At 47.3% G+C, this 24,581-nt stretch carries 23 protein-coding genes, 1 tRNA gene and 1 pseudogene; 15 read left to right on the top strand and 10 right to left on the bottom strand.

The annotated features are described in order from the left end of the window. The first annotated feature begins 225 nt into the window (after positions 1 to 225). The 3 genes from DSM2777_RS09555 (at position 226) to DSM2777_RS09565 (ending at position 3,910) form a co-directional block, all read left to right on the top strand. Complete coding sequence (locus DSM2777_RS09555; protein ID WP_061553825.1) at positions 226 to 939, top strand: helix-turn-helix domain-containing protein; 714 nt, start codon at positions 226 to 228, stop codon at positions 937 to 939. 273 nt (positions 940 to 1,212) lie between these two features. Next, positions 1,213 to 2,391 carry an HlyD/EmrA/EmrK family protein gene (locus DSM2777_RS09560; RefSeq protein WP_082790872.1) on the top strand — a complete coding sequence of 393 codons (1,179 nt, stop codon included), beginning with the start codon at positions 1,213 to 1,215 and terminating at the stop codon, positions 2,389 to 2,391. Beyond that, a complete protein-coding gene (locus DSM2777_RS09565) occupies positions 2,372 to 3,910 on the top strand; it encodes a DHA2 family efflux MFS transporter permease subunit (RefSeq protein WP_061553826.1) in 1,539 nt (512 codons plus the stop codon). Before DSM2777_RS09560 ends, DSM2777_RS09565 begins: the two co-directional genes overlap by 20 nt. A gap of 193 nt (positions 3,911 to 4,103) precedes the next feature. Here the strand turns inward: DSM2777_RS09565 and zinT are convergent, their stop codons facing one another. From zinT to pth, 3 genes are all read right to left on the bottom strand, one after another. After that, positions 4,104 to 4,754: a metal-binding protein ZinT gene (gene zinT, locus DSM2777_RS09570; protein ID WP_061553827.1), complete on the bottom strand. Its 651-nt coding sequence runs from the start codon at positions 4,752 to 4,754 to the stop codon at positions 4,104 to 4,106. A 379-nt stretch (positions 4,755 to 5,133) separates the two neighbouring features. Continuing rightward, entirely contained in the window at positions 5,134 to 6,225 is a 1,092-nt protein-coding gene (gene ychF, locus DSM2777_RS09575; RefSeq protein ID WP_046457746.1) for a redox-regulated ATPase YchF, read from the bottom strand. A gap of 135 nt (positions 6,226 to 6,360) precedes the next feature. Then, positions 6,361 to 6,951: an aminoacyl-tRNA hydrolase gene (gene pth / locus DSM2777_RS09580; protein WP_025801839.1), complete on the bottom strand. Its 591-nt coding sequence runs from the start codon at positions 6,949 to 6,951 to the stop codon at positions 6,361 to 6,363. A gap of 314 nt (positions 6,952 to 7,265) precedes the next feature. On the opposite strand from pth, the gene ychH reads away from it, so the two are divergent. Continuing rightward, positions 7,266 to 7,538, top strand: coding sequence for a stress-induced protein YchH (gene ychH / locus DSM2777_RS09585; RefSeq protein WP_025801841.1), 273 nt, complete (start codon positions 7,266 to 7,268; stop codon positions 7,536 to 7,538). Between the two features lie 197 nt (positions 7,539 to 7,735). Here the strand turns inward: ychH and prs are convergent, their stop codons facing one another. From prs to lolB, 3 genes are all read right to left on the bottom strand, one after another. Continuing rightward, on the bottom strand, positions 7,736 to 8,683 hold the full coding sequence (gene prs / locus DSM2777_RS09590; protein ID WP_008813270.1) for a ribose-phosphate diphosphokinase: 948 nt from the start codon (positions 8,681 to 8,683) through the stop codon (positions 7,736 to 7,738). A 292-nt stretch (positions 8,684 to 8,975) separates the two neighbouring features. Further along, positions 8,976 to 9,848, bottom strand: coding sequence for a 4-(cytidine 5'-diphospho)-2-C-methyl-D-erythritol kinase (gene ispE / locus DSM2777_RS09595; RefSeq protein WP_061553828.1), 873 nt, complete (start codon positions 9,846 to 9,848; stop codon positions 8,976 to 8,978). Further along, positions 9,845 to 10,465, bottom strand: coding sequence for a lipoprotein insertase outer membrane protein LolB (gene lolB, locus DSM2777_RS09600; RefSeq protein ID WP_061553829.1), 621 nt, complete (start codon positions 10,463 to 10,465; stop codon positions 9,845 to 9,847). The genes ispE and lolB overlap by 4 nt, the downstream gene beginning before the upstream one ends. 370 nt (positions 10,466 to 10,835) lie before the next feature. Between lolB and hemA the strand changes: the two genes are divergently transcribed. The 6 genes and pseudogenes from hemA to kdsA all read left to right on the top strand — a co-directional run bounded on the left by hemA (position 10,836) and on the right by kdsA (position 16,344). Then, positions 10,836 to 12,113 carry a glutamyl-tRNA reductase gene (gene hemA / locus DSM2777_RS09605; RefSeq protein ID WP_025801847.1) on the top strand — a complete coding sequence of 426 codons (1,278 nt, stop codon included), beginning with the start codon at positions 10,836 to 10,838 and terminating at the stop codon, positions 12,111 to 12,113. Positions 12,114 to 12,146: 33 nt separating this feature from the next. Next, positions 12,147 to 13,229, top strand: a complete 1,083-nt coding sequence (prfA, locus tag DSM2777_RS09610; protein WP_025801849.1) for a peptide chain release factor 1 — start codon at positions 12,147 to 12,149, stop codon at positions 13,227 to 13,229. Further along, positions 13,229 to 14,065 carry a peptide chain release factor N(5)-glutamine methyltransferase gene (gene prmC / locus DSM2777_RS09615; protein WP_061553830.1) on the top strand — a complete coding sequence of 279 codons (837 nt, stop codon included), beginning with the start codon at positions 13,229 to 13,231 and terminating at the stop codon, positions 14,063 to 14,065. The genes prfA and prmC overlap by 1 nt, the downstream gene beginning before the upstream one ends. A gap of 59 nt (positions 14,066 to 14,124) precedes the next feature. After that, positions 14,125 to 14,522, top strand: a pseudogene (locus DSM2777_RS09620) (SirB2 family protein). Next, positions 14,519 to 15,328: an invasion regulator SirB1 gene (gene sirB1, locus DSM2777_RS09625; protein ID WP_046457742.1), complete on the top strand. Its 810-nt coding sequence runs from the start codon at positions 14,519 to 14,521 to the stop codon at positions 15,326 to 15,328. The pseudogene DSM2777_RS09620 and the gene sirB1 overlap by 4 nt, the downstream one beginning before the upstream one ends. A 161-nt stretch (positions 15,329 to 15,489) precedes the next feature. Continuing rightward, positions 15,490 to 16,344, top strand: coding sequence for a 3-deoxy-8-phosphooctulonate synthase (gene kdsA, locus DSM2777_RS09630; RefSeq protein WP_004090343.1), 855 nt, complete (start codon positions 15,490 to 15,492; stop codon positions 16,342 to 16,344). 77 nt (positions 16,345 to 16,421) lie between these two features. Here kdsA and dauA read toward each other — a convergent pair whose 3' ends face one another. The 3 genes from dauA to DSM2777_RS09645 form a co-directional block, all read right to left on the bottom strand. Next, positions 16,422 to 18,128, bottom strand: coding sequence for a C4-dicarboxylic acid transporter DauA (gene dauA / locus DSM2777_RS09635; RefSeq protein ID WP_061553831.1), 1,707 nt, complete (start codon positions 18,126 to 18,128; stop codon positions 16,422 to 16,424). Between the two features lie 1,160 nt (positions 18,129 to 19,288). Next, positions 19,289 to 19,765, bottom strand: a complete 477-nt coding sequence (locus DSM2777_RS09640; protein ID WP_061553832.1) for a heme-degrading domain-containing protein — start codon at positions 19,763 to 19,765, stop codon at positions 19,289 to 19,291. A gap of 182 nt (positions 19,766 to 19,947) precedes the next feature. After that, positions 19,948 to 20,313, bottom strand: coding sequence for an HMA2 domain-containing protein (locus DSM2777_RS09645; RefSeq protein WP_046457739.1), 366 nt, complete (start codon positions 20,311 to 20,313; stop codon positions 19,948 to 19,950). Between the two features lie 249 nt (positions 20,314 to 20,562). Here DSM2777_RS09645 and DSM2777_RS09650 point away from each other — a divergent pair, with 249 nt between their 5' ends. The 5 genes from DSM2777_RS09650 to DSM2777_RS09670 are packed head-to-tail and all read left to right on the top strand — an operon-like array spanning position 20,563 to position 24,330. After that, positions 20,563 to 20,895 carry an HMA2 domain-containing protein gene (locus tag DSM2777_RS09650; protein WP_046457738.1) on the top strand — a complete coding sequence of 111 codons (333 nt, stop codon included), beginning with the start codon at positions 20,563 to 20,565 and terminating at the stop codon, positions 20,893 to 20,895. Positions 20,896 to 20,906: 11 nt separating this feature from the next. Beyond that, a complete protein-coding gene (locus DSM2777_RS09655; RefSeq protein ID WP_046457737.1) occupies positions 20,907 to 21,629 on the top strand; it encodes a YtxH domain-containing protein in 723 nt (240 codons plus the stop codon). Further along, positions 21,613 to 21,927 carry a magnetosome protein MamC family protein gene (locus DSM2777_RS09660; protein WP_046457736.1) on the top strand — a complete coding sequence of 105 codons (315 nt, stop codon included), beginning with the start codon at positions 21,613 to 21,615 and terminating at the stop codon, positions 21,925 to 21,927. The genes DSM2777_RS09655 and DSM2777_RS09660 overlap by 17 nt, the downstream gene beginning before the upstream one ends. Further along, a complete protein-coding gene (locus DSM2777_RS09665; RefSeq protein WP_174521852.1) occupies positions 21,914 to 22,249 on the top strand; it encodes a YtxH domain-containing protein in 336 nt (111 codons plus the stop codon). The genes DSM2777_RS09660 and DSM2777_RS09665 overlap by 14 nt, the downstream gene beginning before the upstream one ends. Further along, complete coding sequence (locus tag DSM2777_RS09670) at positions 22,246 to 24,330, top strand: heavy metal translocating P-type ATPase (RefSeq protein WP_234560050.1); 2,085 nt, start codon at positions 22,246 to 22,248, stop codon at positions 24,328 to 24,330. The genes DSM2777_RS09665 and DSM2777_RS09670 overlap by 4 nt, the downstream gene beginning before the upstream one ends. Before the next feature lie 114 nt (positions 24,331 to 24,444). Here DSM2777_RS09670 and DSM2777_RS09675 read toward each other — a convergent pair. Next, positions 24,445 to 24,534: transfer RNA gene (locus tag DSM2777_RS09675), tRNA-Ser, on the bottom strand. Positions 24,535 to 24,581 lie beyond the last annotated feature (47 nt).

The following is a 24,581-nucleotide window of genomic DNA, read 5'->3' on the forward strand; positions in this document are numbered from 1 at the left end:
GCTTTGTTATTTAAATAAAAACCGCAAGACTTTCAGCATGGTTAATTCTTTAGCAAAAAGAATAATTATGTATCATGCTGTGTGAGTTGTAGATGACTTGATAGGGCTAATTTCAATTAAAAATCTAGGTGGAATATTGATGTTTTAATGGATTTTTATATTTCATTAAATAAAAATCTAACTTTTATAAAGTGTTTGGATTTATTTTAAATAGGTCAGATAGCGATGAATATACATAATTTAAAAGATACCAATACCTGTTATCTTCTTCTTAGTTGTGAAGAGAGTTTTTCATTTGAATCTGAAGATAAATATGAGTTGATTGGTTCTGATACTATAATCCTAACTAATAACGAGAATAGGAAATACTTCCCAAGTAGTAATATACATGAAATACCCATTAAGCAAAGTTTAATGCATGACTTGATTGGTTTTCTATCTGGTAGAAATTTAAAGTTAGTGAGCAGGAATAAAATAGCTGACTATCATAGCGCTGATTTTTGTGTACATGATATTTTTTTTAGAACGATTGATTTATCACATTCGCAAGATCAATCTGATCAAGAAGAATCTAAGTTCGTAACACATATATTGATGCTTTTGTCTTATTTTTTTGACCAGTCTCAATTATTAAGCTATCTGTTACGCGCAGTTAGACATATTACGTGTCTACAGGTGGAAGCTATTATTGAAAGTTGCCCATCCAAGAATTGGAAACTCACGGATATAGCTAATGAATTGTATATGAGTGCAAGTGGATTAAAAAGAAAACTACGAGAAGAAGGCACCTGCTATAAGCAGATTTTAATAAAGAGTCGCTTGGAGCTAGCAAAAAAACTACTTGAATCAAAAAATATTTCTATATTTGATGTGGCCTGTAAATGTGGTTTTTCTAATACATCTTATTTTATTTCTGTATTCAAAAATATTATTCAATAACACCGTCTTGTTATTCAAAGGGAATATATCATTGCATATAAATATTGCGATGGCTTGAGTATACCTTGAGGGGTTACTGCCTGTTCATTTAATGAGGCTTTTTGTGAGGCGGATGACTTTTATGCTAGCAATGTCTGCGAGTTTTATTATTGGGGCATACATGCTAACAGTCTTGATGATCAAGATGTGGAGCCATATCTTTATAATATAATGTTACTTATTTATATTTATTTGGCTGTTTTGTACTATTTAGTATCATGTTTGGAAAGTAAAATGAGTATAAATGAAGTGTCAAAAGATAAAAAAAATATCACTAAGAAAAAACTAATATTATTAGTTTTATTTGGTTTTTTGTTTTGTGCTACTATTTTTTCAGTCTATTGGTACATAGATATCAGAGACTCACAGACAACTGATGATGCTTATGTATCTGGAAACAAAATCTCAATATCATCACAGGTAGCATCAAGCGTTGTAAGTATAAATTATACTAATACAGACCTAGTGAAAAAGGGAGATATACTTGTTCAATTGGATAGCACTGATACTGCTTTAGCGTATAATAAAGCTAAAGGCAATTTATCAGAAACAGTTCGAAAAGTTAGACAGTTATATATAAATAACGCACTTGATAAGGATAATATTGAGAAGGCGAGAATAGCATATGAACAATCACTTTCTGATTTGAATAGATATTCAAGACTTACTGGAGTTGCGGCTGTTCCACACGAAACTCTCCAGCATGCCAAAAATCTAGTTGCCAGCAATAAAGTCGGCCTTAATATCGCGTTGCAAGAATACAAAAGCAACCAAGCTTTATTACTTAATACAAACTTTGCAAGTCAGCCATCTATACAAAATGCGGCCGATGCCGTACGCGAGGCATGGATAACACTGCAAAGAACCAGTATTAAAAGCCCAGTCACGGGCTATGTCGCACAACGTAATGTGAATGTTGGAGAAAATGTAAGTGTAGGGCAGAGTCTTATGGCCATAGTTCCAATGGATCAGTTTTGGATAGATGCTAACTTTAAAGAAACTCAGTTGGGACAAGTTAAAATTGGGCAACAAGTTGATTTTACAACTGATATTTATGGAGATAGCGTTGTTTATACTGGGCATGTTATGGGGATTAACATGGGCACAGGCTCAGCATTTTCATTGCTTCCTGCCCAGAATGCGTCAGGGAATTGGATAAAAGTTGTCCAACGTGTCCCGGTAAGAATTAAGATCAATATTGATCAACTAGAAAATAACCCATTGAGAATTGGTTTATCCGCGAATGTGAAAATTAAAACAATAGGTGGTGAGAACTCTTCGCTTCCGAAAACGCAACGTGCAACACCAGTTTATAGCAGCAAGACGCTAGTTTTAGATACTGCCGATGTAGATCGGGAAATTGTAAAATTATTAATGCTAATTAAGATATTTTATGGCTACTCAAATGAATAAGATTTCTCCTCTCACAGGCGTGAATCTCGTGTTAGTCACTATTGCATTGTCGTTAGCGACTTTTATGCAAATGCTTGATTCAACTATATCAAACGTAGCTATACCGACAATTTCTGGGTTTTTGGGTTCATCTACAAATGAAGGTACCTGGGTTATTACGTCATTTGGGGTAGCTAACGCAATCTCTATTCCAATTACAGGGCGCTTAGCCCTACGGTTTGGTGAGTTAAAACTATTTATTGTATCGGTTTCATTGTTTTCGTTGGCATCTCTTTGTTGTGGTTTATCTAATAGCTTGGATCTGCTGATTTTCTTTAGAGTGATTCAAGGTTTAGTTGCAGGCCCATTAATTCCATTGTCTCAAAGCTTGCTGTTACGGAATTATGCCCCCGAAAAAAGAAATATCGCACTTGCCTTGTGGTCTATGACAGTCATTATAGCACCTATATTTGGTCCAATTTTAGGTGGGTATATTTGTGATAATTTCAGTTGGGGTTGGATATTCTTAATAAATGTTCCATTCGGGATCATTGTGGTTTTAACGACTACGTTTGTTTTGAAGGGGAGAGAGACAGAGATTATTCCTGTCAAGCTAAACTTGATTGGGTTGAGTTTATTGGTTTTAGGGGTTGGTTGCCTGCAAATAATGCTAGATAAAGGCAACGATCTAGACTGGTTTAGTTCTAACTGGATAGTCCTGCTCTGTATCGTATCGGTGCTGTCTATTATTCTTTTGATTATTTGGGAAGCGACTTCATCTAACCCATTGCTTGATCTAAGTCTATTTAAGTCTCGAAACTTCTGCATTGGTGTTTTAGCTATAAGCTGTGCTTACTTGATATATTCTGGTGCAATAGTTTTAATGCCTCAGTTATTGCAAGAGGTTTTTGGGTATACTTCGGTCTGGGCTGGACTAGCCTATTCTCCGATTGGTATTATTCCTCTTCTCATGGCGCCCATTATTGGTCATTACGGCAATAAAATTGATATGAGAATATTAGTAACGTTCAGCTTTATCGTCTATGCAGGATGTTATTATTGGAGAGCAGTAACTTTTAGTACCAATATTGATTTTACAGCAATCATTGTACCTCAATTTTTCCAGGGTTTTGCCGTTGCTTGCTTTTTTTTGCCGCTTACAACAATCACGTTATCAGGTCTTGCCCCTGACAAATTTGCAGCAGCAACGAGTATGAGTAATTTTTTCCGTACCTTAGCGGGCTCTATAGGTACTTCAATTACAATCACGTTATGGAGCCGAGGAGGATCTTTTCATCATAGCAACTTATCTGAGTCTATTTCCTCTTTTAACCAAGAAAGTGTAGATTTAATTAAAAAGCTTGGCAGTGAAGGGTTAGATCTCGCCCAGTCGTTGCAATATATCAACACGCAGGTTACACAACAAAGCTTGTTAGTTTCTGCAAATGATATATTTTATTACTCATCTGGTATTTTTCTAATGCTTACATTAATCGTTTGGTTCGCACGACCTCCATTTAATACTAAACCTGTTACATGAAATTACTTCAGGAATACTAGGAGAGAAATCTCTTAGTATTTAAATTATTCTGGAGAACGTAAAGGTGGTCGTTTTACTGATTATTGAAATACCCTACGAGAGTACGTAGGGTAGGGCTGAAATGAGTAACAGATAACCGATGATTTTTAAGAACATCAGTTTGTATTTTTACACCAAAACTAAAGTGAATAATTTAGTGATGTAGCATATCGTCAATGACTTGCTGCGTTGTCAGTTGATACGGATAGTATGTAGGCCAATTATTCATTTCTGTCAGTAGTGCTTCTTGTGAGGTATTTCCCATGAAGATATGGAAATGAGACGATTTGCGCGGGGCAATAATATGATCGCTAAATTGCACGTATTTAGGTGCTTGACTGCCAGCATCTTTACACTCAAATAGATAGCGCACTCCTTTCTTCCCTGATGTGTAGTTCAGGATTTTGTATCCGCTATAGTCATACTTGCAGGAACTTTCCTTGTTCCCGCGCTGGAACGACATTACGCCATTTTCAATGCCGATAATATCCACATCGCTGGTGTATCCCTTACGGTAATAGGATTTAATCTGCTCAAATGTTTGACTGGAGTCTTTTTTTGCTTTCATCTTGAACACCGGATCGAGCTCACCGCTTTGCAAGTATGGATAAACTGACTGCCATACACCGTCCCAATCCGTCAGTTCTCTGTCTTTAACATTCTTATCGCTGAAAACACCGACAGTTGCCTGCTGCTCAACTTCGCTCATTGGCTTACCATGCGAATGATGTCCATGAGATTGTACATAGCCGCTAACTAAAAGCGCAATCAGAGCCAATGAAAGCTTACCAATATAATTTGCCAAGATACTCTCTCCCTATGAGTCAAGATGAGTAATGATATATTATAACATATCATTACTCAATCGTGTTTTTATCAGATGTTGCATTACCGGGCATAATCGCTTGGTGGTCGCAAACGGGTTTATGGCAGAGTGAATCAAAATCCTCCTGTGAGTACTACAAACTAGCCTAAAGATTGAGGGGGTAGATTAGATAGCAGATGAAATGAAGAGGGTTTTTCTATGAATTTCGAATATTTTTCAGACCAATATTGTACTCAGCGTTGCGCTCAATTTTAGATGCGCCTCTGTAATATTATCTGAGGTGGCATAAAATGAAAAAATCCACGCAATTGCGTGGATTTTTGTCAGGCATAAGGGGAATTTTACCCCAAAGCAGAAGTTAGACGTTGAACAAGAAGTTCATCACGTCGCCATCTTTAACGATGTAGTCTTTACCTTCTGAACGCATTTTACCGGCTTCTTTCGCGCCTTGTTCACCCTTGTAGGTGATGAAGTCGTCGAACGCGATGGTTTGAGCGCGGATAAAGCCTTTTTCGAAGTCGGTGTGGATTTTACCAGCAGCCTGTGGTGCGGTAGCGCCAACAGGAATGGTCCACGCACGTACTTCTTTCACGCCAGCGGTGAAGTAGGTTTGCAGATTCAGCAGTTCGTAACCTGCGCGAATAACGCGGTTCAGGCCAGGCTCTTCCAGACCAAGTTCAGCCATGAATTCGTCACGGTCTGCATCGTCCAGTTCAGCGATATCAGATTCAACGGCGGCACACACGGCAACCACAACAGAACCTTCTTTCGCCGCGATTTCACGCACGGTGTCTAAATACGGGTTATTTTCAAATCCGTCTTCGTTAACGTTAGCGATGTACATGGTTGGCTTCAGCGTCAGGAAGCTCAGGTAGCGGATGGCAGCCTTGTCTTCATCGCTTAAATCCAGCGCGCGCAGCATGCCTGCGTTTTCCAACTGTGGTAGACATTTTTCCAGCGCAGCCAATTCAGCTTTTGCGTCTTTATCGCCGCCTTTGGCTTTCTTCTGCACACGGTGCATTGCACGTTCGCAGGTGTCTAAGTCAGACAGTGCCAGTTCAGTGTTGATAACGTCGATATCGTCAGCAGGATCAACTTTGTTGTTCACGTGAATGATGTTGTCGTTTTCGAAGCAACGAACAACGTGGCCGATCGCTTCCGTTTCACGGATGTTGGTCAGGAACTGGTTGCCCAGACCTTCGCCCTTAGAGGCGCCTTTTACCAAACCAGCGATATCAACGAATTCCATGGTGGTTGGCAGGATGCGCTGTGGTTTTACGATCTCAGCCAGTTTGTCCAGACGCGGATCAGGCATAGGAACGACGCCGGTGTTCGGTTCAATGGTACAGAACGGGAAGTTCGCTGCTTCGATACCCGCTTTGGTCAGCGCATTGAACAGAGTGGATTTACCAACGTTTGGCAGGCCCACAATACCGCATTTGAATCCCATGTGTTATCACCTTAACTTATTGAATATCAACAACTAAATTTTAGTATGTCGAAGAAATTGGAAATTATCCGCCAATTATACACGCAAAGTACCTTTTTCTCGAATCATCCATCGGGAAAGGACGCGCATATATGATCAGCGTGGTGTAGATTTGAAGCCGTTCATACGCGCCATTGCGCGATCGATGCCTTCTTTCAGCAGCACTTCGGTACAGCGCAGCGCTTCATCAATAGCGTCGTCAATCAATGGCTGTTCGCTGGCGAGTGGCTTGCCCAGCACAAAACCGACAACTTTGCTTTTATCGCCTGGGTGGCCAATGCCGATGCGTAGACGGTAAAAGTTAGGGTTATTACCCAGTTTGCTCTGAATATCTTTGAGGCCGTTATGACCGCCGTTTCCGCCGCCTAACTTTAATTTGGCCACGCCTGGTGGTAGGTCTAGCTCATCGTGTGCAACCAGAATCTCATCGGGCTGAATACGGTAAAAGGTGGCGAGGGCGGCAACGGCCTTACCGCTCAAGTTCATAAACGTGGTTGGCACCAATAAGCGTACATCGTTGCCAGCCAAATTTAGGCGCGCGGTATAGCCATAAAATTTGCTTTCTTCCTTCAGTGACTGACCGTTACGTTCAGCCAGTGCATCGACGAACCATGCCCCTGCGTTATGACGTGTTTGTGCGTATTCCGCTCCTGGATTGGCAAGGCCGACAATTAGTTTGATAGTCACGTTTTGTTCCACGTATCAGAGAAGAAATTCAGCCGCGCATTTTACCCCTATGCGGCGGGAATGCAAAAGCTTGGCTTAAAGGAGGGCGTTAAGTTAAAAAATAGTCATTAATTGGACAAATTATGATCGCGCTATAGAATCAGTAGTGTTAAGGGTAATGTAAAAATAACGTAAAGAAAGATAAGCGAAAAAGCACAAATTGTGATGTATAGCGCAATAACCATACGCCATATGAGTCTATACTTTAAGCATAAGGAAAGATTGAACGCCGGAAGGCGTAACACATTAAGTGTTCTAACTTGAGGAGGTGATTTATGAAACGTAAAACTGCCATGAGGCTCGGTAACGTTTTTATGGGGTTAGGCCTGATCACCATGGTTGGCGGCGTAGGTTACTCCGTTCTTGCCCAGCTGCCTCAGCTCAATTTACCTCAGTTTCTGTCACACGGCGCTGTTATGAGTATCTTCGTTGGGGCGCTGTTATGGTTGGCCGGTGCGCGTATCGGTGGTCATGAACGTGTTGCCGACCGTTACTGGTGGGTTCGCCACTTTGATAAACGCTGTAATCGTAATACTCGTCATTCTTAACCTTTCACAAACGGTTGTTTTGAGTAATAAGATTGTGTTTAAGAAGTTGTTAGTGAATAAGATTAAATGAATATTAGCCTGATAAATTAAAACGCCGCACTGCTTTCGCAACGCGGCGTTTTTTTGTTTGCGTCCTACCCAGTGCAAACAAAAAACGGCGGATTTCTCCGCCGTTTTGCTGCATGTTGAACGAGATCTTAGTGTTCGAACATCGCAGAGATAGATTCTTCATTGCTGATACGGCGGATAGCTTCAGCCAACATGCCAGACAGAGTCAGGGTGCGAACTTTCTTCAGCGCCTTGATTTCGTCAGACAGAGGGATGGTATCGCAGACGATGATTTCATCAATCACAGAGTTTTTGATGTTGTCGATCGCGTTGCCAGAGAAGATAGGGTGGGTTGCGTAAGCAAATACACGTTTAGCACCACGTTCTTTCAGTGCTTCAGCGGCTTTACACAGCGTACCACCGGTGTCGATCATGTCATCAACCAGCACGCAGTCACGGCCTGCAACGTCACCGATGATGTGCATCACCTGAGAAACGTTAGCGCGAGGGCGACGTTTGTCGATGATAGCCATATCAGTATCGTTAAGCAGTTTAGCGATAGCACGGGCGCGAACCACACCACCGATATCTGGAGAAACCACAATTGGGTTTTCCAGATTCTGTTGCAGCATATCTTCCAGCAGGATCGGGCTACCGAATACGTTGTCTACCGGCACGTCGAAGAAGCCTTGAATCTGTTCAGCATGCAGGTCCACGGTAAGAACGCGGTCAACACCTACGCTTGACAAAAAGTCAGCCACGACTTTCGCCGTGATTGGCACACGCGCAGAACGCACGCGGCGGTCCTGACGAGCATAGCCAAAGTAAGGGATAACTGCGGTAATGCGGCCGGCAGAAGCGCGGCGCAGCGCGTCAACCATAACAACCAGTTCCATTAGGTTATCGTTGGTTGGTGCACAGGTGGACTGGATGATGAAAATATCACCACCGCGTACATTTTCGTTGATTTGTACGCTCACTTCGCCGTCGCTAAAACGACCTACAGCGGCGTCACCAAGGCTGGTGTACAAACGGTTGGCAATACGTTGTGCTAGTTCCGGGGTAGCGTTACCAGCAAAAAGCTTCATATCAGGCACGAGAAGAACCTCAGGCTTGCGTCCAGAGAAGTTGGCAGTACAGACACGTTAAACAGGGGGTGGTGATAGCGTGCTGCAATACCCTACGGGTGTTTCAGAACTCAAATATTCAAAGCAGTGGCAGCGGATGCACATCACGTTGAATATGTCTAAGTTCTCTTCATTTGCCAAACAAGACAAATGGCCGAGTCAAAACGTGGCTACTTGCGCTAAATTGTGCTCATAGTTCGCGCTATTGATGCGTTGCTGATACTTAAAACGCGTATCAAGCAGGGCGCATCAAACGTAAAAATCATTTTACGGACTCAATAAGCTCTGAGCGGACAAGGTGTAACGGTGAGGTATTAACGCCACGCGCAACAAAACCCTTGATCCACTCGGGGGCTCTGCTAAGCACCTGACGGGCAGAAGACTCGGTGTCAAATTCAGCAAACACACAAGCACCTGTGCCAGTCAGACGCGACGGCGCGTATTGTAACAGCCATGAAATGACCTGTTCAACCTCACGGAAACGTTTTCTTGCGGTAAGTTCGCAATCATTTGCATACGGAATACGGAGAAGTTCCTGCAAAGACCGTACAGGAGTATCTCTTTTCAGCTCCGGATCGCCGAAGATCGCAGGGGTAGGAATATTTACACCGGGGTGTGCAACAAGGTACCATTTTTCTTCAGGATGTGCGGGATGTAACAATTCGCCAACACCTTCTGCAAAAGATGCAAAGCCATTAACAAAAATAGGTACATCCGCGCCGAGCGTTAAACCTAACTTTGCCAGCTCGCTGTCGCTGAGATTGGCTTGCCATAATGTATTGAGTGCCACGAGTACGGTTGCCGCATCGGACGAACCGCCACCAAGACCTCCTCCCATCGGAATGATCTTTTCTAGCGCAATATCCGCACCACAGTGCGAGAAGCGTTCAGGCAAATGATCACGCAGAAGCTTTGCTGCCCGAATAATCAGGTTTTGCTCATTTGGCACGCCGTCGATGGGCGTGAGCAAATTGATCTGACCGTCATTACGCGGTGTGATGGTGAGGCGATCGCCATAATCCAAAAACTGAAACAGCGTTTGTAGATTATGGTAGCCGTCTGGACGACGGCCCGTAATGTATAAAAATAAGTTTAGCTTGGCTGGCGCGGGCCAAACGCGGGTGGTAGACATCATTTTTGCAGCGTCCAATTATCCATTTTGAGCTTGATACGCTGTTCACCCTGCGTAATTTCTAACTGAGCAGGCAGAGAGGGCTTACTGTCAGGATCATATTTCAGGTAGTTCACTTTCCAGGTGAGGCCATCTTTGCTGTAAGTCAGATCTTGCAAACGATACTGGCTATCGAGGGTGAAATCTGTTGCGTCACCCGGCAGGCCCAGCATCCATAGACGCAGGCTTTGCAGTGGAATTTGCATGCCGGTCAGTTTTTGGATCATTTCATCAGCGTTATCGCTGACATAGCGCTTGCCTTTATTGTCTGTCAGTTGCACCACGCCCGGAATGACGTTTAATTCCATTTCAGTGCTGCCCAGCGGATTCGTCAGCAGCAGTCGATAACGCTCGGGTGCCGTCTGTTGCCAGAAGAAGCGGGCATATACTTTTTGCTTATCGGAAAGATAGGCAAAAGCACCGCGAGTTTGGTACTCGGCGATTTTCTGAACCTGAGACTCATGTTCGCGCCACTGTGGTGCGGTAGGGCTACCGGCAGGGCCTTTGTGTTGCGTGGTGCTACAGGCGGCCAATAAAACACAGCTAAGCGGCAGTAATTTAAGTAATTTTAGTTTTTGCATCGGGTTGTCCGTTCAGATTCTCGAGGGTGGAGCGGAGAATGATCATTGCGGTTAACGCTAGCGGTCTTATCTAGCAGCGTCAATGCTTTCTGCGTGTCGTGTAGCAAATATTAAGGGTAAAAGTCAGGGAAATTGATTCAATAAGATACATCCCTATTTCGTGTGGCTTTTATTGATCTCGCGCATCAAGTAGAATGCCCACATAAATAAACGAATATACCCGTCATACTTCAAGCTGCACGTGCGTTGGCTGCGTTCAATCACCCGAATCACTTACTTGATGTAAGCCCATCGGGATTCGTTCTCTCGCCGCCTGCCTGCAACGCGAATTATCTAGGGTATCTGAAGCGATACTATTCGACGATTTGTCATGAGCCTGCTTGCACTTGGAATCAATCACAAAACTGCACCGGTAGCACTCCGTGAGCGGGTGACGTTTTCACCTGAAACACTGAACCATGCTATTGAAAGCTTACGCCAGCAACCTCTGGTGCAGGCTGGCGTTGTGCTGTCTACGTGTAACCGCACCGAGCTGTATCTCAGCATGGAGCAACCGGAAGATGTGCCGCCGCAGGATCTGCATAAACAGATCGTTGATTGGCTGTGCGCTTACCACAAACTGTCCCCTGACGAAGTCAATAAGAGCCTCTATTGGTATCAAGATAACGATGCCGTGAACCATTTGATGCGTGTAGCAAGTGGATTGGACTCTTTGGTATTGGGCGAGCCGCAAATTTTAGGGCAGGTCAAAAAGGCCTATACGGAATCTCAACGTGAGCAGTCGATGTCTGCTGACCTTGAGCGTCTGTTCCAAAAAACGTTCTCGGTCGCCAAGCGTGTACGTACTGAAACAGATATCGGCGCGAGCGCCGTCTCAGTGGCTTTTGCCGCCTGTACGCTGGCGCGCCAGATCTTTGAATCGCTTTCTGAAGTCAATGTGCTGTTGGTTGGCGCGGGTGAAACCATCGAGCTGGTGGCGCGTCATCTGCGTGAACATAAAGTGCGGCATATGATGATTGCTAACCGCACCCGTGAGCGCGCTCAGGCGTTGGCGGATGAGGTTAACGCGGAAGTGATTACGTTACCCGAAATCGATGAGCGTTTGGCGCAGGCCGATATCATCATTAGTTCTACCGCAAGCCCGTTGCCGATCATCGGCAAAGGCATGGTTGAACGCGCGCTTAAAGCTCGCCGTAACCAGCCGATGCTGTTCGTTGATATCGCGGTTCCCCGTGATATTGAGCCGGAAGTCGGTAAATTAGCCAGCGCCTATTTGTATAGCGTCGATGATTTGCATTCGATCATTCAAAGCAATCTTGCCCAGCGCAAAGCCGCAGCCGTTCAGGCTGAGCATATTGTGCAGCAGGAAAGTGCCAATTTTATGGCCTGGCTACGAGCCCAAGGTGCGGTGGAAACTATCCGAGATTATCGTTCACAGGCCGATCAAATGCGCGCCGAAGCGGAAGCAGAAGCGCTGGCCGCGATTGCACAGGGTGCCGATGTTGAAACCGTCATCCATAAATTGGCGCATCGGCTAACCAATCGACTGATTCACGCACCAACCAAATCCCTCCAGCAGGCCGCGAGTAACGGCGACATCGAAAAATTACAGGTGTTGCGCGACAGTCTCGGGCTGGACCAAAATTAGTTCCTCTTATTACATACGGGTAAATAGCCACGCATGAAGCCTTCTATCGTTGCCAAACTAGAAGCATTACAAGAGCGTCACGAAGAGGTGCAGGCGCACCTCGGAGATGCCGGAGTGATTGCCGACCAAGACCGTTTCCGCGCGCTGTCACGCGAGTACGCGCAGTTGACCGACGTCACTCGTTGTTTCCAGACCTGGCAACAGGTACAGGAGGATCTCGCCACGGCTGAGCTGATGCTAGACGATCCTGAAATGCGTGAAATGGCGCAGGAAGAGATTTCCGAAGCAAAAAATCAGATCGCCGACTTAGAGCAACAGCTGCAAATTCTGCTGTTACCGAAAGACCCTGACGATGAGCGTAGCTGCTATTTAGAAATTCGCGCCGGAACCGGCGGGGATGAAGCCGCATTGTTTGCGGGCGATATGTTCCGCATGTACAGCCGCTATGCCGAGGCACGCCGCTGGAAAGTTGAAGTGATGAGCGCCAACGAAGGTGAACACGGCGGCTTCAAAGAAGTGATTGCCAAAGTCATTGGCGAAGGTGCTTATGGTCGCTTGAAGTTTGAATCTGGCGGCCACCGTGTACAGCGCGTACCGGCAACGGAATCGCAAGGCCGTATCCATACTTCTGCCTGTACCGTTGCGGTAATGCCAGAAATTCCAGAAGCTGAATTGCCGGATATTAACCCAGGCGATTTGCGTATTGATACCTTCCGCTCATCGGGCGCGGGTGGACAGCACGTTAACACCACGGACTCAGCGATTCGTATTACCCACTTACCAACCGGCATCGTGGTTGAGTGTCAGGACGAACGTTCTCAGCATAAGAACAAAGCGAAAGCGTTGTCGGTGTTAGGTGCGCGTATTCGTGCGGCTGAAATGGCTAAGCGCCAACAGGAAGAAGCGTCTACGCGTCGCAACCTGTTAGGCAGCGGCGATCGTTCTGACCGTAACCGCACCTACAACTTCCCGCAGGGGCGTGTGACCGACCACCGTATCAACCTGACAATTTATCGTCTGGATGAAGTGATGGAAGGAAAACTGGATTCGCTGATTGAACCAATTGTTCAAGAATACCAAGCGGATCAGCTGGCATCACTTTCTGAGCAAGACTGATGCGATTTGACCAGTGGCTAAAACAGGCGATTGACAGGCTGTCTACCGGTGAAAGCCCTAAGCGTGACGCTGAGATCCTGCTGGGTTTTGTCACTGGCAAAACACGTAGCTATATTTTAGCGTTCGGCGAAACCGCACTTTCGCCAGAGCAGGCACAACAGCTAGAGCAGCTACTGGCACGCCGCGAACGGGGTGAACCGGTGGCTTATCTGGTTGGCGAACGCGAGTTTTGGTCGCTTCCGCTAGAAGTGTCACCGGCGACGCTGATCCCGCGTCCAGATACCGAATGCTTGGTGGAAAAAGCGCTCTCGCTATTGCCCGCAACGGCCTGTCGAGTGCTGGATTTAGGGACGGGCACGGGCGCTATTGCCTTGGCACTCGCCAGTGAAAGACCCGATAGCCAGTTCATCGGCGTTGATTACTCAGCGGATGCCGCGGCACTTGCATTGCGTAACGCAACACGTCTAAACCTCACTAATGCTTCATTTGTCACAGGAAGCTGGTTTGAGCCGGTGGCAGGGCAGCAGTTTGCGCTCATTGCGAGTAATCCGCCCTATATTGATGAAGCCGATCCGCATCTTTCGCAGGGCGATGTTCGCTTTGAGCCTGCCAGCGCATTAGTGGCTCCTGAGCAGGGGCTGGCAGATTTACGCCATATTGTTGAATATGCTCCCGATCATCTTATCCATGAAGGGTGGCTGATTATGGAACATGGCTGGCAACAGGGCGAAGCCGTTCGTTACCTGCTTAGCGCGCGCGGATTTGTGCAGGTCGCCACGCAGAAAGATTATGGCAACAATGACCGGATTTCTTTCGGTCAGTGGATAGCCAAATAGCGGGAACTCACGTTTTTATCGTGCCCAATGTCGTTGACTATAGAAAGAGGAAATAACGTATGGAAGCTTATATTGGGATAAAACATCTGCATTTGCTGACGGTGGCAATAAGCGTTGTGCTATTCATTCTGCGTTTCTTCTGGAAATGGCGTAATTCAGCTATGATAGAGCGTCGTTGGGTGAAGATTGCGCCACATGTGAACGATACCTTGCTATTTGTAACCGGTATTGCCTTGGTCTTTATCACCCGATTTTATCCATTTACCCCTCAGGGGACTTGGCTGACGGAAAAACTGGTCGGTGTTATTATTTACGTTGTGCTTGGCTATGTTGCTTTAGGCAAACGACCACGTAGCCAAAAGTCAGATGTTTTGCTTTCGTGGCCGCACTCGTATGTTTGTACTTAATTATTAAACTGGCAATGACGAAAATGCCGTTGCTGATGGGGTATGTATGAGTTCCATAGCTGATTTTGAGTTTAACCGCTTCCCTCTGAGCGAAGGGGTTATTCTAGTTTCGCAAGCTATACGTCGTGATTTCCCTGCCGATACAGTGCGCGAAACATTGCAGCAGCTGTCTGAGCAGGCGTTGGCGCATATCGATGCGGAATTAGATCAGGATCAGAAACTTGAGCAGTTAATCGATCTGTTCTTCAATGAATGGGGATTTGGCGGCGTGGGCGGCGTATATCGTCTTTCTGACGCGCTCTGGCTGGATAAGGTTCTTAGCTCTCGTCAGGGAACGCCGGTTTCTTTAGGCATTGTTTTCCTGCATATTGCACACCAGCTTGATTTGCCTTTGCAGCCTGTCATTTTTCCCACTCAGCTGATTATGCGTGCAGATTGGCTCGATGAAGAAATGTGGCTGGTTAACCCACTCAATGGCGAGACGCTAAACGAGCATACGTTAGAAGTTTGGTTGAAGGGCAACCTTGGTTTAATGGCCAGCCTTGAAGATACCGACTTTGACGAAGCGGAAAACAGCATGGTGGTGCGCAAAATGTTGAGCACCCTGAAAGCCGCGCTGATGGAAGAAAAGCAGATTGAATCTGCACTGCGCGCCTGTGAAGCCTTGCTGGAGTTCGACCCCGAAGATCCGTATGAAATCCGCGACCGCGGCTTGATTTATGCGCAGCTGGATTGTAATCATATTGCGGTTTCTGACCTTAGCTACTTCGTTGAACAATGCCCAGAAGACCCGGTGTCCGAGGTCATTAAGGTGCAGATACACTCCATTGAGCAGAAAAATATTGTTCTGCACTGATTTATTTTCCCCCATGAGTGCCAGCCGCGCTGATGGGGTTTAAATTCGTTATTTTTGCCTCCATTTATTGATTCTTATGCCGGACGTTTTGTTATCGCTGTTGCAACAGCGACTTCAGAGCCACAAGGTATACACGGTTACTTGAACATTAAGGCGCAAGCATGAAACAGAAAGTTGTCAGCATTGGTGATATCAAAGTCGCGAACGATTTGCCGTTCGTTCTTTTCGGTGGCATGAACGTGCTGGAATCGCGTGATTTGGCGATGCGTATCTGTGAGCATTACGTTACCGTTACTCAAAAGCTGGGTATCCCTTACGTCTTCAAAGCTTCTTTTGATAAAGCCAACCGTTCTTCTATTCACTCTTACCGTGGCCCAGGTCTGGAAGAGGGTATGCGTATTTTCCAAGATATCAAACAGGCTTTCGGCGTTAAGATTATCACTGACGTTCATACGCCAGAACAGGCACAGCCTGTTGCCGACGTAGTTGACGTGATCCAATTGCCTGCATTCTTGGCCCGTCAAACTGACCTGGTTGAAGCTATGGCGAAAACCGGCGCGGTTATCAACGTGAAAAAACCACAGTTCCTGAGCCCTGGCCAGATGGGTAACATCGTTGATAAGTTTGAAGAAGGCGGCAACGATAAAATCATTCTGTGCGATCGTGGTGCAAACTTCGGCTACGACAATCTGGTTGTTGATATGCTGGGCTTCGGCGTGATGAAGAATGCCTCTAAAGGCAGCCCAGTGATCTTTGACGTGACACACTCACTGCAGTGCCGCGACCCGTTTGGCGCAGCATCTGGCGGACGTCGTGCGCAGGTAACCGAACTGGCTCGTTCAGGCATGGCGATTGGTTTGGCTGGCCTGTTTATCGAAGCTCATCCAGATCCAGCCAATGCACGTTGCGATGGTCCATCTGCATTGCCGCTTGATAAACTTGAGCCATTCTTGGTTCAGATGAAAGCAATTGACGATCTGGTGAAAAGCTTCCCAGAGCTAGATACATCTAACTAATTTTATTGAAATTTTAGTTAGGGTATAAAAAAGGCACGCATGAAAGCGTGCCTTTTTTGTCTCTAACGAACTCAATCCTAAGAGGCTACGCTCTCATTCAGATGCTTAACTGCGTCTGGCAGGGTAGAGAAGAAGGCGAGTTTGCCTGAGATTGGCGCAATTCGAGCGCGAGCAAAGGTTTTCAGCGGTTGGAAAGGAATATCGGTGATAATCAACTGTTTCCCTTCAGGCAACGCTTCAACGAAACGCTGGAATGCGTTCAACCCACCCGCATCAAGCACCGGAACCGCGTCCCACTGCATGACGATGGTATTGTAATCTTCGCTTTGTACCAACAGTTCAGAGAATATACGCTCGGCGGCAGCGAAGAACAGCGGCCCACTAACGCGAAGCATCAGCGTTGATGTTTCGGCTGATTCGCTCAGCACGCTTAAGCGCGTCATTCGTGCAATACGGCGCATAAACAGCAGCGATGCCAGCACAATCCCCACGGTGATAGCAATCGCCATGTCGAATAGCACCGTCAATGACATACACATCAGCATAACGATGATGTCGTCTTTGGGGGCGCGACGCAGCAGATAAACCACTTTATGCGCTTCGCTCATATTCCACGCCACCATCAACAGCAGTGAAGCCATTGCGGCCAGTGGCAGGAAGGAGAGCCACGGCGCGAGCACCAGCAGGGCGAGGATCACCAGCAGCGAGTGAATAACGGCTGAGATTGGCGAAGTTGCTCCCGCGCGCACGTTAGCCGCTGAACGCGCAATCGCCGCGGTCGCGGTGATACCGCCAAAGAAAGGCGCCGCAATATTACCTAACCCTTGACCGATAAGTTCGCCGTTAGAATTGTGTTTTTTCCCGGTCATACCATCGAGAACCACGGCGCACAGCAGGGATTCTATGGCACCCAACATTGCCATAGAGAAGGCCGCTGGCATCAACGCTGTTAGCGTATTCCAGCTTAAATCAATGGGCTGACCATTTCCCGATGGCAAATTCCACGGCAGCACAAACTGCGGCAGAATCGGCGGTATGCCTTGGCCTTGGGTGCCGTCGGCTAACAGGTAGCTAAAGCGAGAACCGATAGTGGCGACATGGGTGTCAAATAGCGCAAAAATCCCCATGACGGCAGCACCGGCTAGCAGAGCCGGTAAATGCCCCGGTAAACGCAGCCCTAATCGAGGCCAGAAAATTAATACTGCCAGCGTGGTTGCGCCAATCAGCGTGTCTGCCCAGCTAATCGTAGGCAGAGCCTGCGCCAAGGCGGCGACTTTCATGAGATAGCTTTCAGGCACGTGTTCGAGGTGCAAACCGAAGAAATCCTTGATTTGCATGGTACCAATGGTAATCGCAATACCAGAAGTAAAACCGAGAGTGACGGAAAGGGGAATATATTCAATCAGGCGGCCAAAACGAGCCAACCCCATCAGCAGTAAAAATACCCCAGACATCAACGTCGCCAGCAAAAGGCCGGATAGACCAAACTGCTGTGACACCGGATAGAGGATAACGACAAAAGCAGCCGTCGGGCCTGAAACGCTAAAACGTGAACCACCGCTTAATGCAATCACAATACCCGCAACGGCCGAGGTATATAAACCGTATTGAGGCGGTACGCCACTGCCGATGGCGAGGGCCATCGCCAAAGGAATAGCAATAATACCGACCGTAATGCCGGCAATAATATCTTTAACAAAGCGCTGTGCGTTATAAGGCTCACGCCAGCAGGCTTCTATTAGCGCGCTAAACGGCATGATGCCGCTAATTTTATGCGTTTTCATTATACGAATTGTTAGCTAGTGACCTAGCTCCCTAAGAGAGGTTCAAAGACTACACCATTGGCATCTTGCCAAATGGACTCCCGCTGGTGACAAAATGGGCACAATTTTGGTACACCCCAAGCTTGCTTCAACGCGATAACTCCTATGATTCACACAAAAGAATCACTCAAGCGACGAATCGCTTTTTAGCCGGAATACAACGGATGAAACAGAATCTCAAAGAAGGGCACAATTTCTAACCACTGTTTTCATCAGACCTAGAACTAGGTTACTGAATCAACCACCATCCATGACAGTTTACACCAAGTTGGCTGAGATTGCCTTGACTAAAGTCTATAACTCTTGCTCAAAGTCGAAAAAAATCAGGTTTATCAATCCTAAAGAGTCAATTAAACCTGACGCCAAGACGCCGCGCGATCTTTCTTAAAAGAGGCCGGGAAAGAATGAAATATGTTAGTGGTAATTAAAAGTGGAATAAAAATCCCATAATGCTTCTTATGATAATATTTATTTTTATCAGAAGATAAGTTCGCATGAATTCGACGATGGCTAAATGATTTGAATACTTTTAATCATGAGATATCTATCCGGTAATCTATTTCTCGTTGATGGCTATCGTGATTTTACTGTCGGCTATTTACCTTCAATCCAGTAAATATTAAGTGCCATTCATGATGTGCTATCCGATCTAGCAGCGGATTTATCAATTGTTTTAACTGTTTTTTGAAGGAAAGGAGTGTGTGGGTGAACTATACGTTATCGGCTAAGTTGTTTATTTTAATGATTTTTATTTTTATTTTACTAAGTGCCTCCGGGTTAACCTATCTGATGAGCCACTAATACGTGATTTGCGGACGTCGGTATTTGATTTTTCTTGCAATAAATATCAGGCCGAGACTGTTCGGTAAAATGGCGTATGCATATATCAACGGACAAAAGTTAATATATATCAGTGTGAATGGTTGACCGATACTATGGATATTAACGGCTAACCCGCTGAGAATTTGGTATCGACCGTGATGCTGCTGGTGAATAGCGTTATTTTTAGCGATGGCTATCGTTGTTTATTGCTACGCCATTGCTCAATATCGATAGACTATTACGCTATAGCAATGGCGAAGCTGAATGAGGCTAATCTCTGCTTTTAGTGAGCATGCTGGTTAACGAGCGGTTAACTTGAGAAAACGAGATATTACGGTTGTTACTATCTGGTGATCGTCGAGTTGCGGAGCACCGGAAACCGTGATTGTTCCTACACATCCAGTGTCCTTAATGATCAGCGGAAAACAGCCACCGTGCGCAGCATAGTCATTTAAACTTAAGCCGTAGCGCTCTTCTAACGTGGAGTTGCGTTGCTGTAGACGCAGGCCGATGGCATAAGAGCTTTTATGAAAGCGATTAACCACGTTGCGTTTTCTGCGGATCCATTCGGCGTTATCCGGTGATGTGCCACGCATGGCGTAATGAAACAGCGTGTGGCCAGCTAACTGAATATCAATACTCACGGCAACGCCACGTTGCTCTGCCTCGGCTTTCAGCGCGGAGCCAATTTTCCATGCGGTATCGGTATTAAATGAGGAAAACTGTAAGTTGGCTTCTTCTGCGGCAAGCAGGGCTAATTCGTCTTCAGTATTCATTAGGGTTTTCCTTCATCTAAAAATAGCAGCATAACGGTTGGTATAGCGTAGAGCTAGACCGGTTAGTTATAACTCAGCACGTTCAACGTTAATCCAGCAGCGGTGAGCATCGAAAATCTACTTCGCCAGATAGCAAAACGCCGTCTCTGCGGGCAGAAACGGCGTTTAAGAAAGAGTCTGAATTAGCGGGCGAGGGCGGTAACGGCACTCACCAGTGGGCCACCCACGGTACGCTTTAAGGTCAGAATGGCTATGCCTTTCACTAAAGAGACAGCGCTACGGCGGATGGTGCTATCAATGTAGTCTTTGTCTTTTTGCACAGACAACCACCCCATGGACTCAATCTGAGCGAGCAGAGCGGCTGCTTTTACTTGCTTGGAGTCAAAGCGGATCGCCACTGAGCCCGCATAAAGACGGTGAGTGATCTCTTCAATTCCATCTGTCGCTTGCAGCTGTTTGATCGCTTCTTTGACGAGCTTTGGATTGCGCTGAATAAAATCCGAACGCACACGGATGCGATTTTGAGTTTGGTGCAGGTAAGGTGACATGTGGACCTCATACATGATAACCGTAATGAGAATAATTTATATTAATGAAATCACTCTGTCTATCCCTTGCCGACTTTTTCCGCACTTTCCGAACGTATCAATTCTCACTTTCGATCATTAATTGATGGACCGCAAACATACCGCTAAAACCTTATTTTTAGTGTGAATACCTATGGCTTTATACGATAGATTAACCCTAGACATCCAGAGTGCTTTGCACTTGAACGCCAATGACGAACGGGATTTTTCATGCAGTTAGAAGATTTAAGCGGGCTCATGACGCTGCGTCGCTTTGTTGAGGTGGCTCATCATATTCCAGGGCGCATCCGTTTGCGCTTCACCAACCGCCTGATTTCAGGTTTGAGTAAGCACAAACTGTCTGCACTTGAAGAAATATGCCACCCAGAGGGCTATCTGCGTAGCTATTCACTGAATACCGCCACCGGAAGTCTGGTGCTGGAGTACAGCGCTGCGCACATCTCACCGGCAATGCTCAATCAGCTTTTCGGCGATGACGATGCGCTCGCTCATCAGGCTCTTGAGCAGATTTATTCCACTCTTTCACATTCAGAAAGCAAATAAGGGATCACACTATGAGTAACGACAACAATAACCCAATGAATCAGGGTGCACCTTATTATCCACCGTTTGGCTATCCGTATTACCCGCCAATGCCTGAAATGCCACAACAGCCTGCTCAGCAGATGCCTCCGCAGCCGCAACAGCCGCCGATGGGCTGGCCACAGCAGCCTGTTTGGTATCCGCACATGATGCCGGGATTCCCACCAATGGGTTACCCAATGCCGCAGCAGCCAATGATGCCACCGCAACAGGCGATGCCACACCCACATCATCCGCATCACCATCACCACGCTGCCGCCCCAGGATTTGACTGGAGCTCACAGGCGCAGGGTATGGTTGAAGGCATGATGGGCGAACAGGCTGGTTTGCTGAAAAACATCATCAGCACCATTGGTGCCGATGATAAAGAATTCTGGAAAGGCGCGATGATCGGCGCAGCTGCCACGCTGCTGTTGACCAACGAAAGTGTACGCAACATGTTGATGCAGACCGTCGCTAACGCAGGCGATTTGCTGAAAACCGGCGGCGCGAAAGTGAAAGATGGTGTGATGAGCGGAGCAGAAACGATTAAAGAAACCGCAACCACCAGCAGCACGATTTTCCGTGACACGCTGAAAGCCGGTAAAGAAGGTTTCACTGAGTCAGTAGAACGTCATCGCCAGCCTGCACCTGCTGCCGCAGCGATGGTAGAAGGGCAAGAGTCTGAAGGAACTTTGGATGAGCAACAATCGTGATGAATTAAGTTCCGTCAGCCGCGCATTGATTGCTGGCGCCTTGGTAGGAACGACGACGTCCTGTATTGAACAGTGGCGTAGCTATCAGAACGGCGAGAAAAGCCTGAATCAAACGGCGGCGAAAGTGGTGAGTGATGCCACCAAAGCGGGTTTGGTCAGCGGTGCCGTAATGGCGGTGGCTAGTGCAACGGCAGGCCGCCCACTCTTAACGATGTTGACCGTGATCAGTGCCGGTGCCGCCGGTCTTTATCTGATGGACGCAATGAAAAATAAGGAAAATGACGATGAATCAGCCTAACTATCCTTATGGTTATCCGTATTACTACTACAACAATACGCAAGGCTACGTTAATCCACAGCAGATGCCTGCGCAGCCCGCAGCGACTCAGCCTGCGAACTATCGTCAGGCGAACGGACGCACTCACTTGCTAACCGGCATGGTGGCAGGTGCAGCCATTGCGTATTTACTGACGAATCGTCAGGTTCAGCAGGGCATTACCACCACGGCGAGCAAAGCATGGGGAACCGTGCGGGGCGAAGTTGAGGAACTCAAAGAGCGTCTGGCAGATTTGCAGGCCGAGCTAGATTACTACCACAGCAAGGAACAGGACGCCGAGTGAAAGCTATCTCTCCTGACATGATTGTTGTTGTACACCGTCTGCCAGGGCGTATGCGCGTGCGCGTTCCTCAGCTCCGCACCATGCCAGATTGCGCGGCATGGCTGAAGCGTCAGCTGCTTTCATTCCCCGGTGTCACGGGGACACGCCTGCGGCCTGAGGCACGTTCGGCAGTCATCACCTATGACGTGGCGGCGACCAGCGATGAACAGCTGTTAGCCAAACTGCGCAGCCTCGACTGGACGCAGACAACCGAAGGCGAATACGAAACCGAATACTGTGGTGGGGATAACCTGCTTAATATCGGTGGGTTAGCGCTGTCTCAGCTGTTGCCAAAAAAATGGGCGGCGCTGCCAACCTTATTGCTGACGTCATCGACGTTGAGCGAAGGGGCACATCAGCTTGCCCAGCGTAAGCTGAAAGTCGAAGTGTTAGACGCGCTGGCGCTCGGCTTGTCGATGGCGCGCGGCGATTATCGTACCGCTATGCTGACCCAATCACTGCTGACGCTTGGCGAATATATGGAGCAGCAAACCAGCCGTCATTCTGACGCGTTGCTGGCGAGCCTCATGCAGCCGCGTGAGCATCCGGTGTGGGTGGAACGTGATGGGCAGAGCGTTGAAATTCAGTCTGAAGCCTTAGTGAACGGTGATGTGATGCTATTGGGGCCGGGCGATAATATCCCCGCCGATGGCACCGTTATTCGCGGCGTCGGTTTGATTAACCAAGCATCGATGACCGGTGAGGGCGTTCCCGTTCGCCGCGAGGTCGGTGCATGGATTTACGCCGGTACGCAGGTTCAAGATGGCAATATCGCCGTGCGAGCGGAGCGCGTTGGTGATGATTCTTCCACGGCCAATATTCGTCGCTTTATCACTGATTCGCTAAGTCAGCGTAGCGAGACGCAGAAGGTCACGCAGGAAATGGCCGATCGCCGCGTGGCGATCACCATGGGCGTGGGCGCGGCGGTATTTGCGATGACTCGCGACTGGCAGCGTTTGGCCTCGGTATTCTTGGTCGATTACTCGTGCGCGCTGAAGCTCAGTACGCCAATTGCGTTCAAGTCGATCATGTATCGTGCGGCGCGCAATGGCCTGCTGCTGAAAGGGGGTCGTGCAATCGAGCAATTGGCCGCGGTTGATACCGTCGTCTTTGACAAAACAGGTACGCTCACGCATGGCGACATGCTGGTGACCGATGTGGTGAGCTTCGATCCTGAGCGCACGTGGGCTGAGCGTTTGCTGGCCATTGCTGCTTCGGTTGAAGAGCACAGCAATCACCCATTGGCACGAGCGGTGGTAGCGGCGGCAGAACATCACGAATTGCCGCACATTAACCACGGCGAAGTGGAATACGTGATTGCCCATGGCTTGTTGAGCGAGTTGGACGATCACCAAATGGTCATTGGTAGCCGTCACTTCCTCAGTTGTCACTATGATATCGATTTCGCTCCGTATGCGGATGAAATCGCCGAGCTGGAACAACAAGGTCGTCATCTTCTGTTTATTGGTTTAGATAATCAGCTCGTCGGCATGATTGGTCTACAGGACAACGTGCGTGAAGAGGCTGCTCAGGTGATTGCACAGCTGCGCGAACATGGCATCAACAACGTTGTGTTGTTAACCGGTGATAAAGCGGAGAAAGCGGAGCAATTAGCCGCAGAATTGGGCATTGACAGCTTCTATGCGCAGGCAACGCCAGAAAGCAAAGTTGACGTTGTGCGTCAATTACAGGAGCAGGGACACCGAGTCTTGTTCGTCGGCGACGGTATCAACGATGCTCCGGTGCTAACGCAGGCAAACGTAGGCTTAGCCATGAACCAGAGCACGGAACTGGCTCAGCAGGCGGCAGACGCCGTGCTGTTGCAGGATCACCTGCACGGTATTGTGGCTGCGCGTGAGCTCTCTTTAGAAGCGATGAAGCTGGTCAACAGCAATATTCGTCTGACGGAGTGGGTGAACAGCTCCATTATGCTGGCTGCGGCACTGGGCTGGTTAACGCCAACCGCTAGTGCGTTGCTGCATAACGGTACTACGTTGGGAGTGCTATTGCGCTCTTTGGCAGCTAAAAACGCTGGAAAGTAGGTGGCTAACGATTCTCGGCCTGACACAATAGTGTGAGGCCGAGAGTAATACGCCGACTTAAATTTTGGATACAAAAAAGCCCCGAATTTTCATTCGGGGCTTTTTTATTGAATATGGCGGTGAGAGAGGGGTTCGAACCCTCGATACGCTTTCGCGTATACACACTTTCCAGGCGTGCTCCTTCAGCCACTCAGACACCTCACCGTTTTGTTGCCGTGCTATGCACTGCAACGGGGCGCTACTATAGGGAT

The organism is Obesumbacterium proteus (genome assembly GCF_001586165.1).
Lineage (GTDB): Bacteria > Pseudomonadota > Gammaproteobacteria > Enterobacterales > Enterobacteriaceae > Hafnia > Hafnia protea.

Bases quoted from the DNA above. Each gene is read 5' to 3' on its own strand.
- DSM2777_RS09555 (WP_061553825.1), top strand. From the start codon at position 226: ATGAATATACATAATTTAAAAGATACCAATACCTGTTATCTTCTTCTT.
- DSM2777_RS09560 (WP_082790872.1), top strand. From the start codon at position 1,213: ATGAGTATAAATGAAGTGTCAAAAGATAAAAAAAATATCACTAAGAAA.
- DSM2777_RS09565 (WP_061553826.1), top strand. From the start codon at position 2,372: ATGGCTACTCAAATGAATAAGATTTCTCCTCTCACAGGCGTGAATCTC.
- ychF (WP_046457746.1), bottom strand. From the start codon at position 6,225: ATGGGATTCAAATGCGGTATTGTGGGCCTGCCAAACGTTGGTAAATCC.
- ychH (WP_025801841.1), top strand. From the start codon at position 7,266: ATGAAACGTAAAACTGCCATGAGGCTCGGTAACGTTTTTATGGGGTTA.
- ispE (WP_061553828.1), bottom strand. From the start codon at position 9,848: ATGATGTCTACCACCCGCGTTTGGCCCGCGCCAGCCAAGCTAAACTTA.
- lolB (WP_061553829.1), bottom strand. From the start codon at position 10,465: ATGCAAAAACTAAAATTACTTAAATTACTGCCGCTTAGCTGTGTTTTA.
- hemA (WP_025801847.1), top strand. From the start codon at position 10,836: ATGAGCCTGCTTGCACTTGGAATCAATCACAAAACTGCACCGGTAGCA.
- prfA (WP_025801849.1), top strand. From the start codon at position 12,147: ATGAAGCCTTCTATCGTTGCCAAACTAGAAGCATTACAAGAGCGTCAC.
- prmC (WP_061553830.1), top strand. From the start codon at position 13,229: ATGCGATTTGACCAGTGGCTAAAACAGGCGATTGACAGGCTGTCTACC.
- sirB1 (WP_046457742.1), top strand. From the start codon at position 14,519: ATGAGTTCCATAGCTGATTTTGAGTTTAACCGCTTCCCTCTGAGCGAA.
- kdsA (WP_004090343.1), top strand. From the start codon at position 15,490: ATGAAACAGAAAGTTGTCAGCATTGGTGATATCAAAGTCGCGAACGAT.
- dauA (WP_061553831.1), bottom strand. From the start codon at position 18,128: ATGAAAACGCATAAAATTAGCGGCATCATGCCGTTTAGCGCGCTAATA.
- DSM2777_RS09640 (WP_061553832.1), bottom strand. From the start codon at position 19,765: ATGAATACTGAAGACGAATTAGCCCTGCTTGCCGCAGAAGAAGCCAAC.
- DSM2777_RS09645 (WP_046457739.1), bottom strand. From the start codon at position 20,313: ATGTCACCTTACCTGCACCAAACTCAAAATCGCATCCGTGTGCGTTCG.
- DSM2777_RS09650 (WP_046457738.1), top strand. From the start codon at position 20,563: ATGCAGTTAGAAGATTTAAGCGGGCTCATGACGCTGCGTCGCTTTGTT.
- DSM2777_RS09655 (WP_046457737.1), top strand. From the start codon at position 20,907: ATGAGTAACGACAACAATAACCCAATGAATCAGGGTGCACCTTATTAT.
- DSM2777_RS09660 (WP_046457736.1), top strand. From the start codon at position 21,613: ATGAGCAACAATCGTGATGAATTAAGTTCCGTCAGCCGCGCATTGATT.
- DSM2777_RS09665 (WP_174521852.1), top strand. From the start codon at position 21,914: ATGAATCAGCCTAACTATCCTTATGGTTATCCGTATTACTACTACAAC.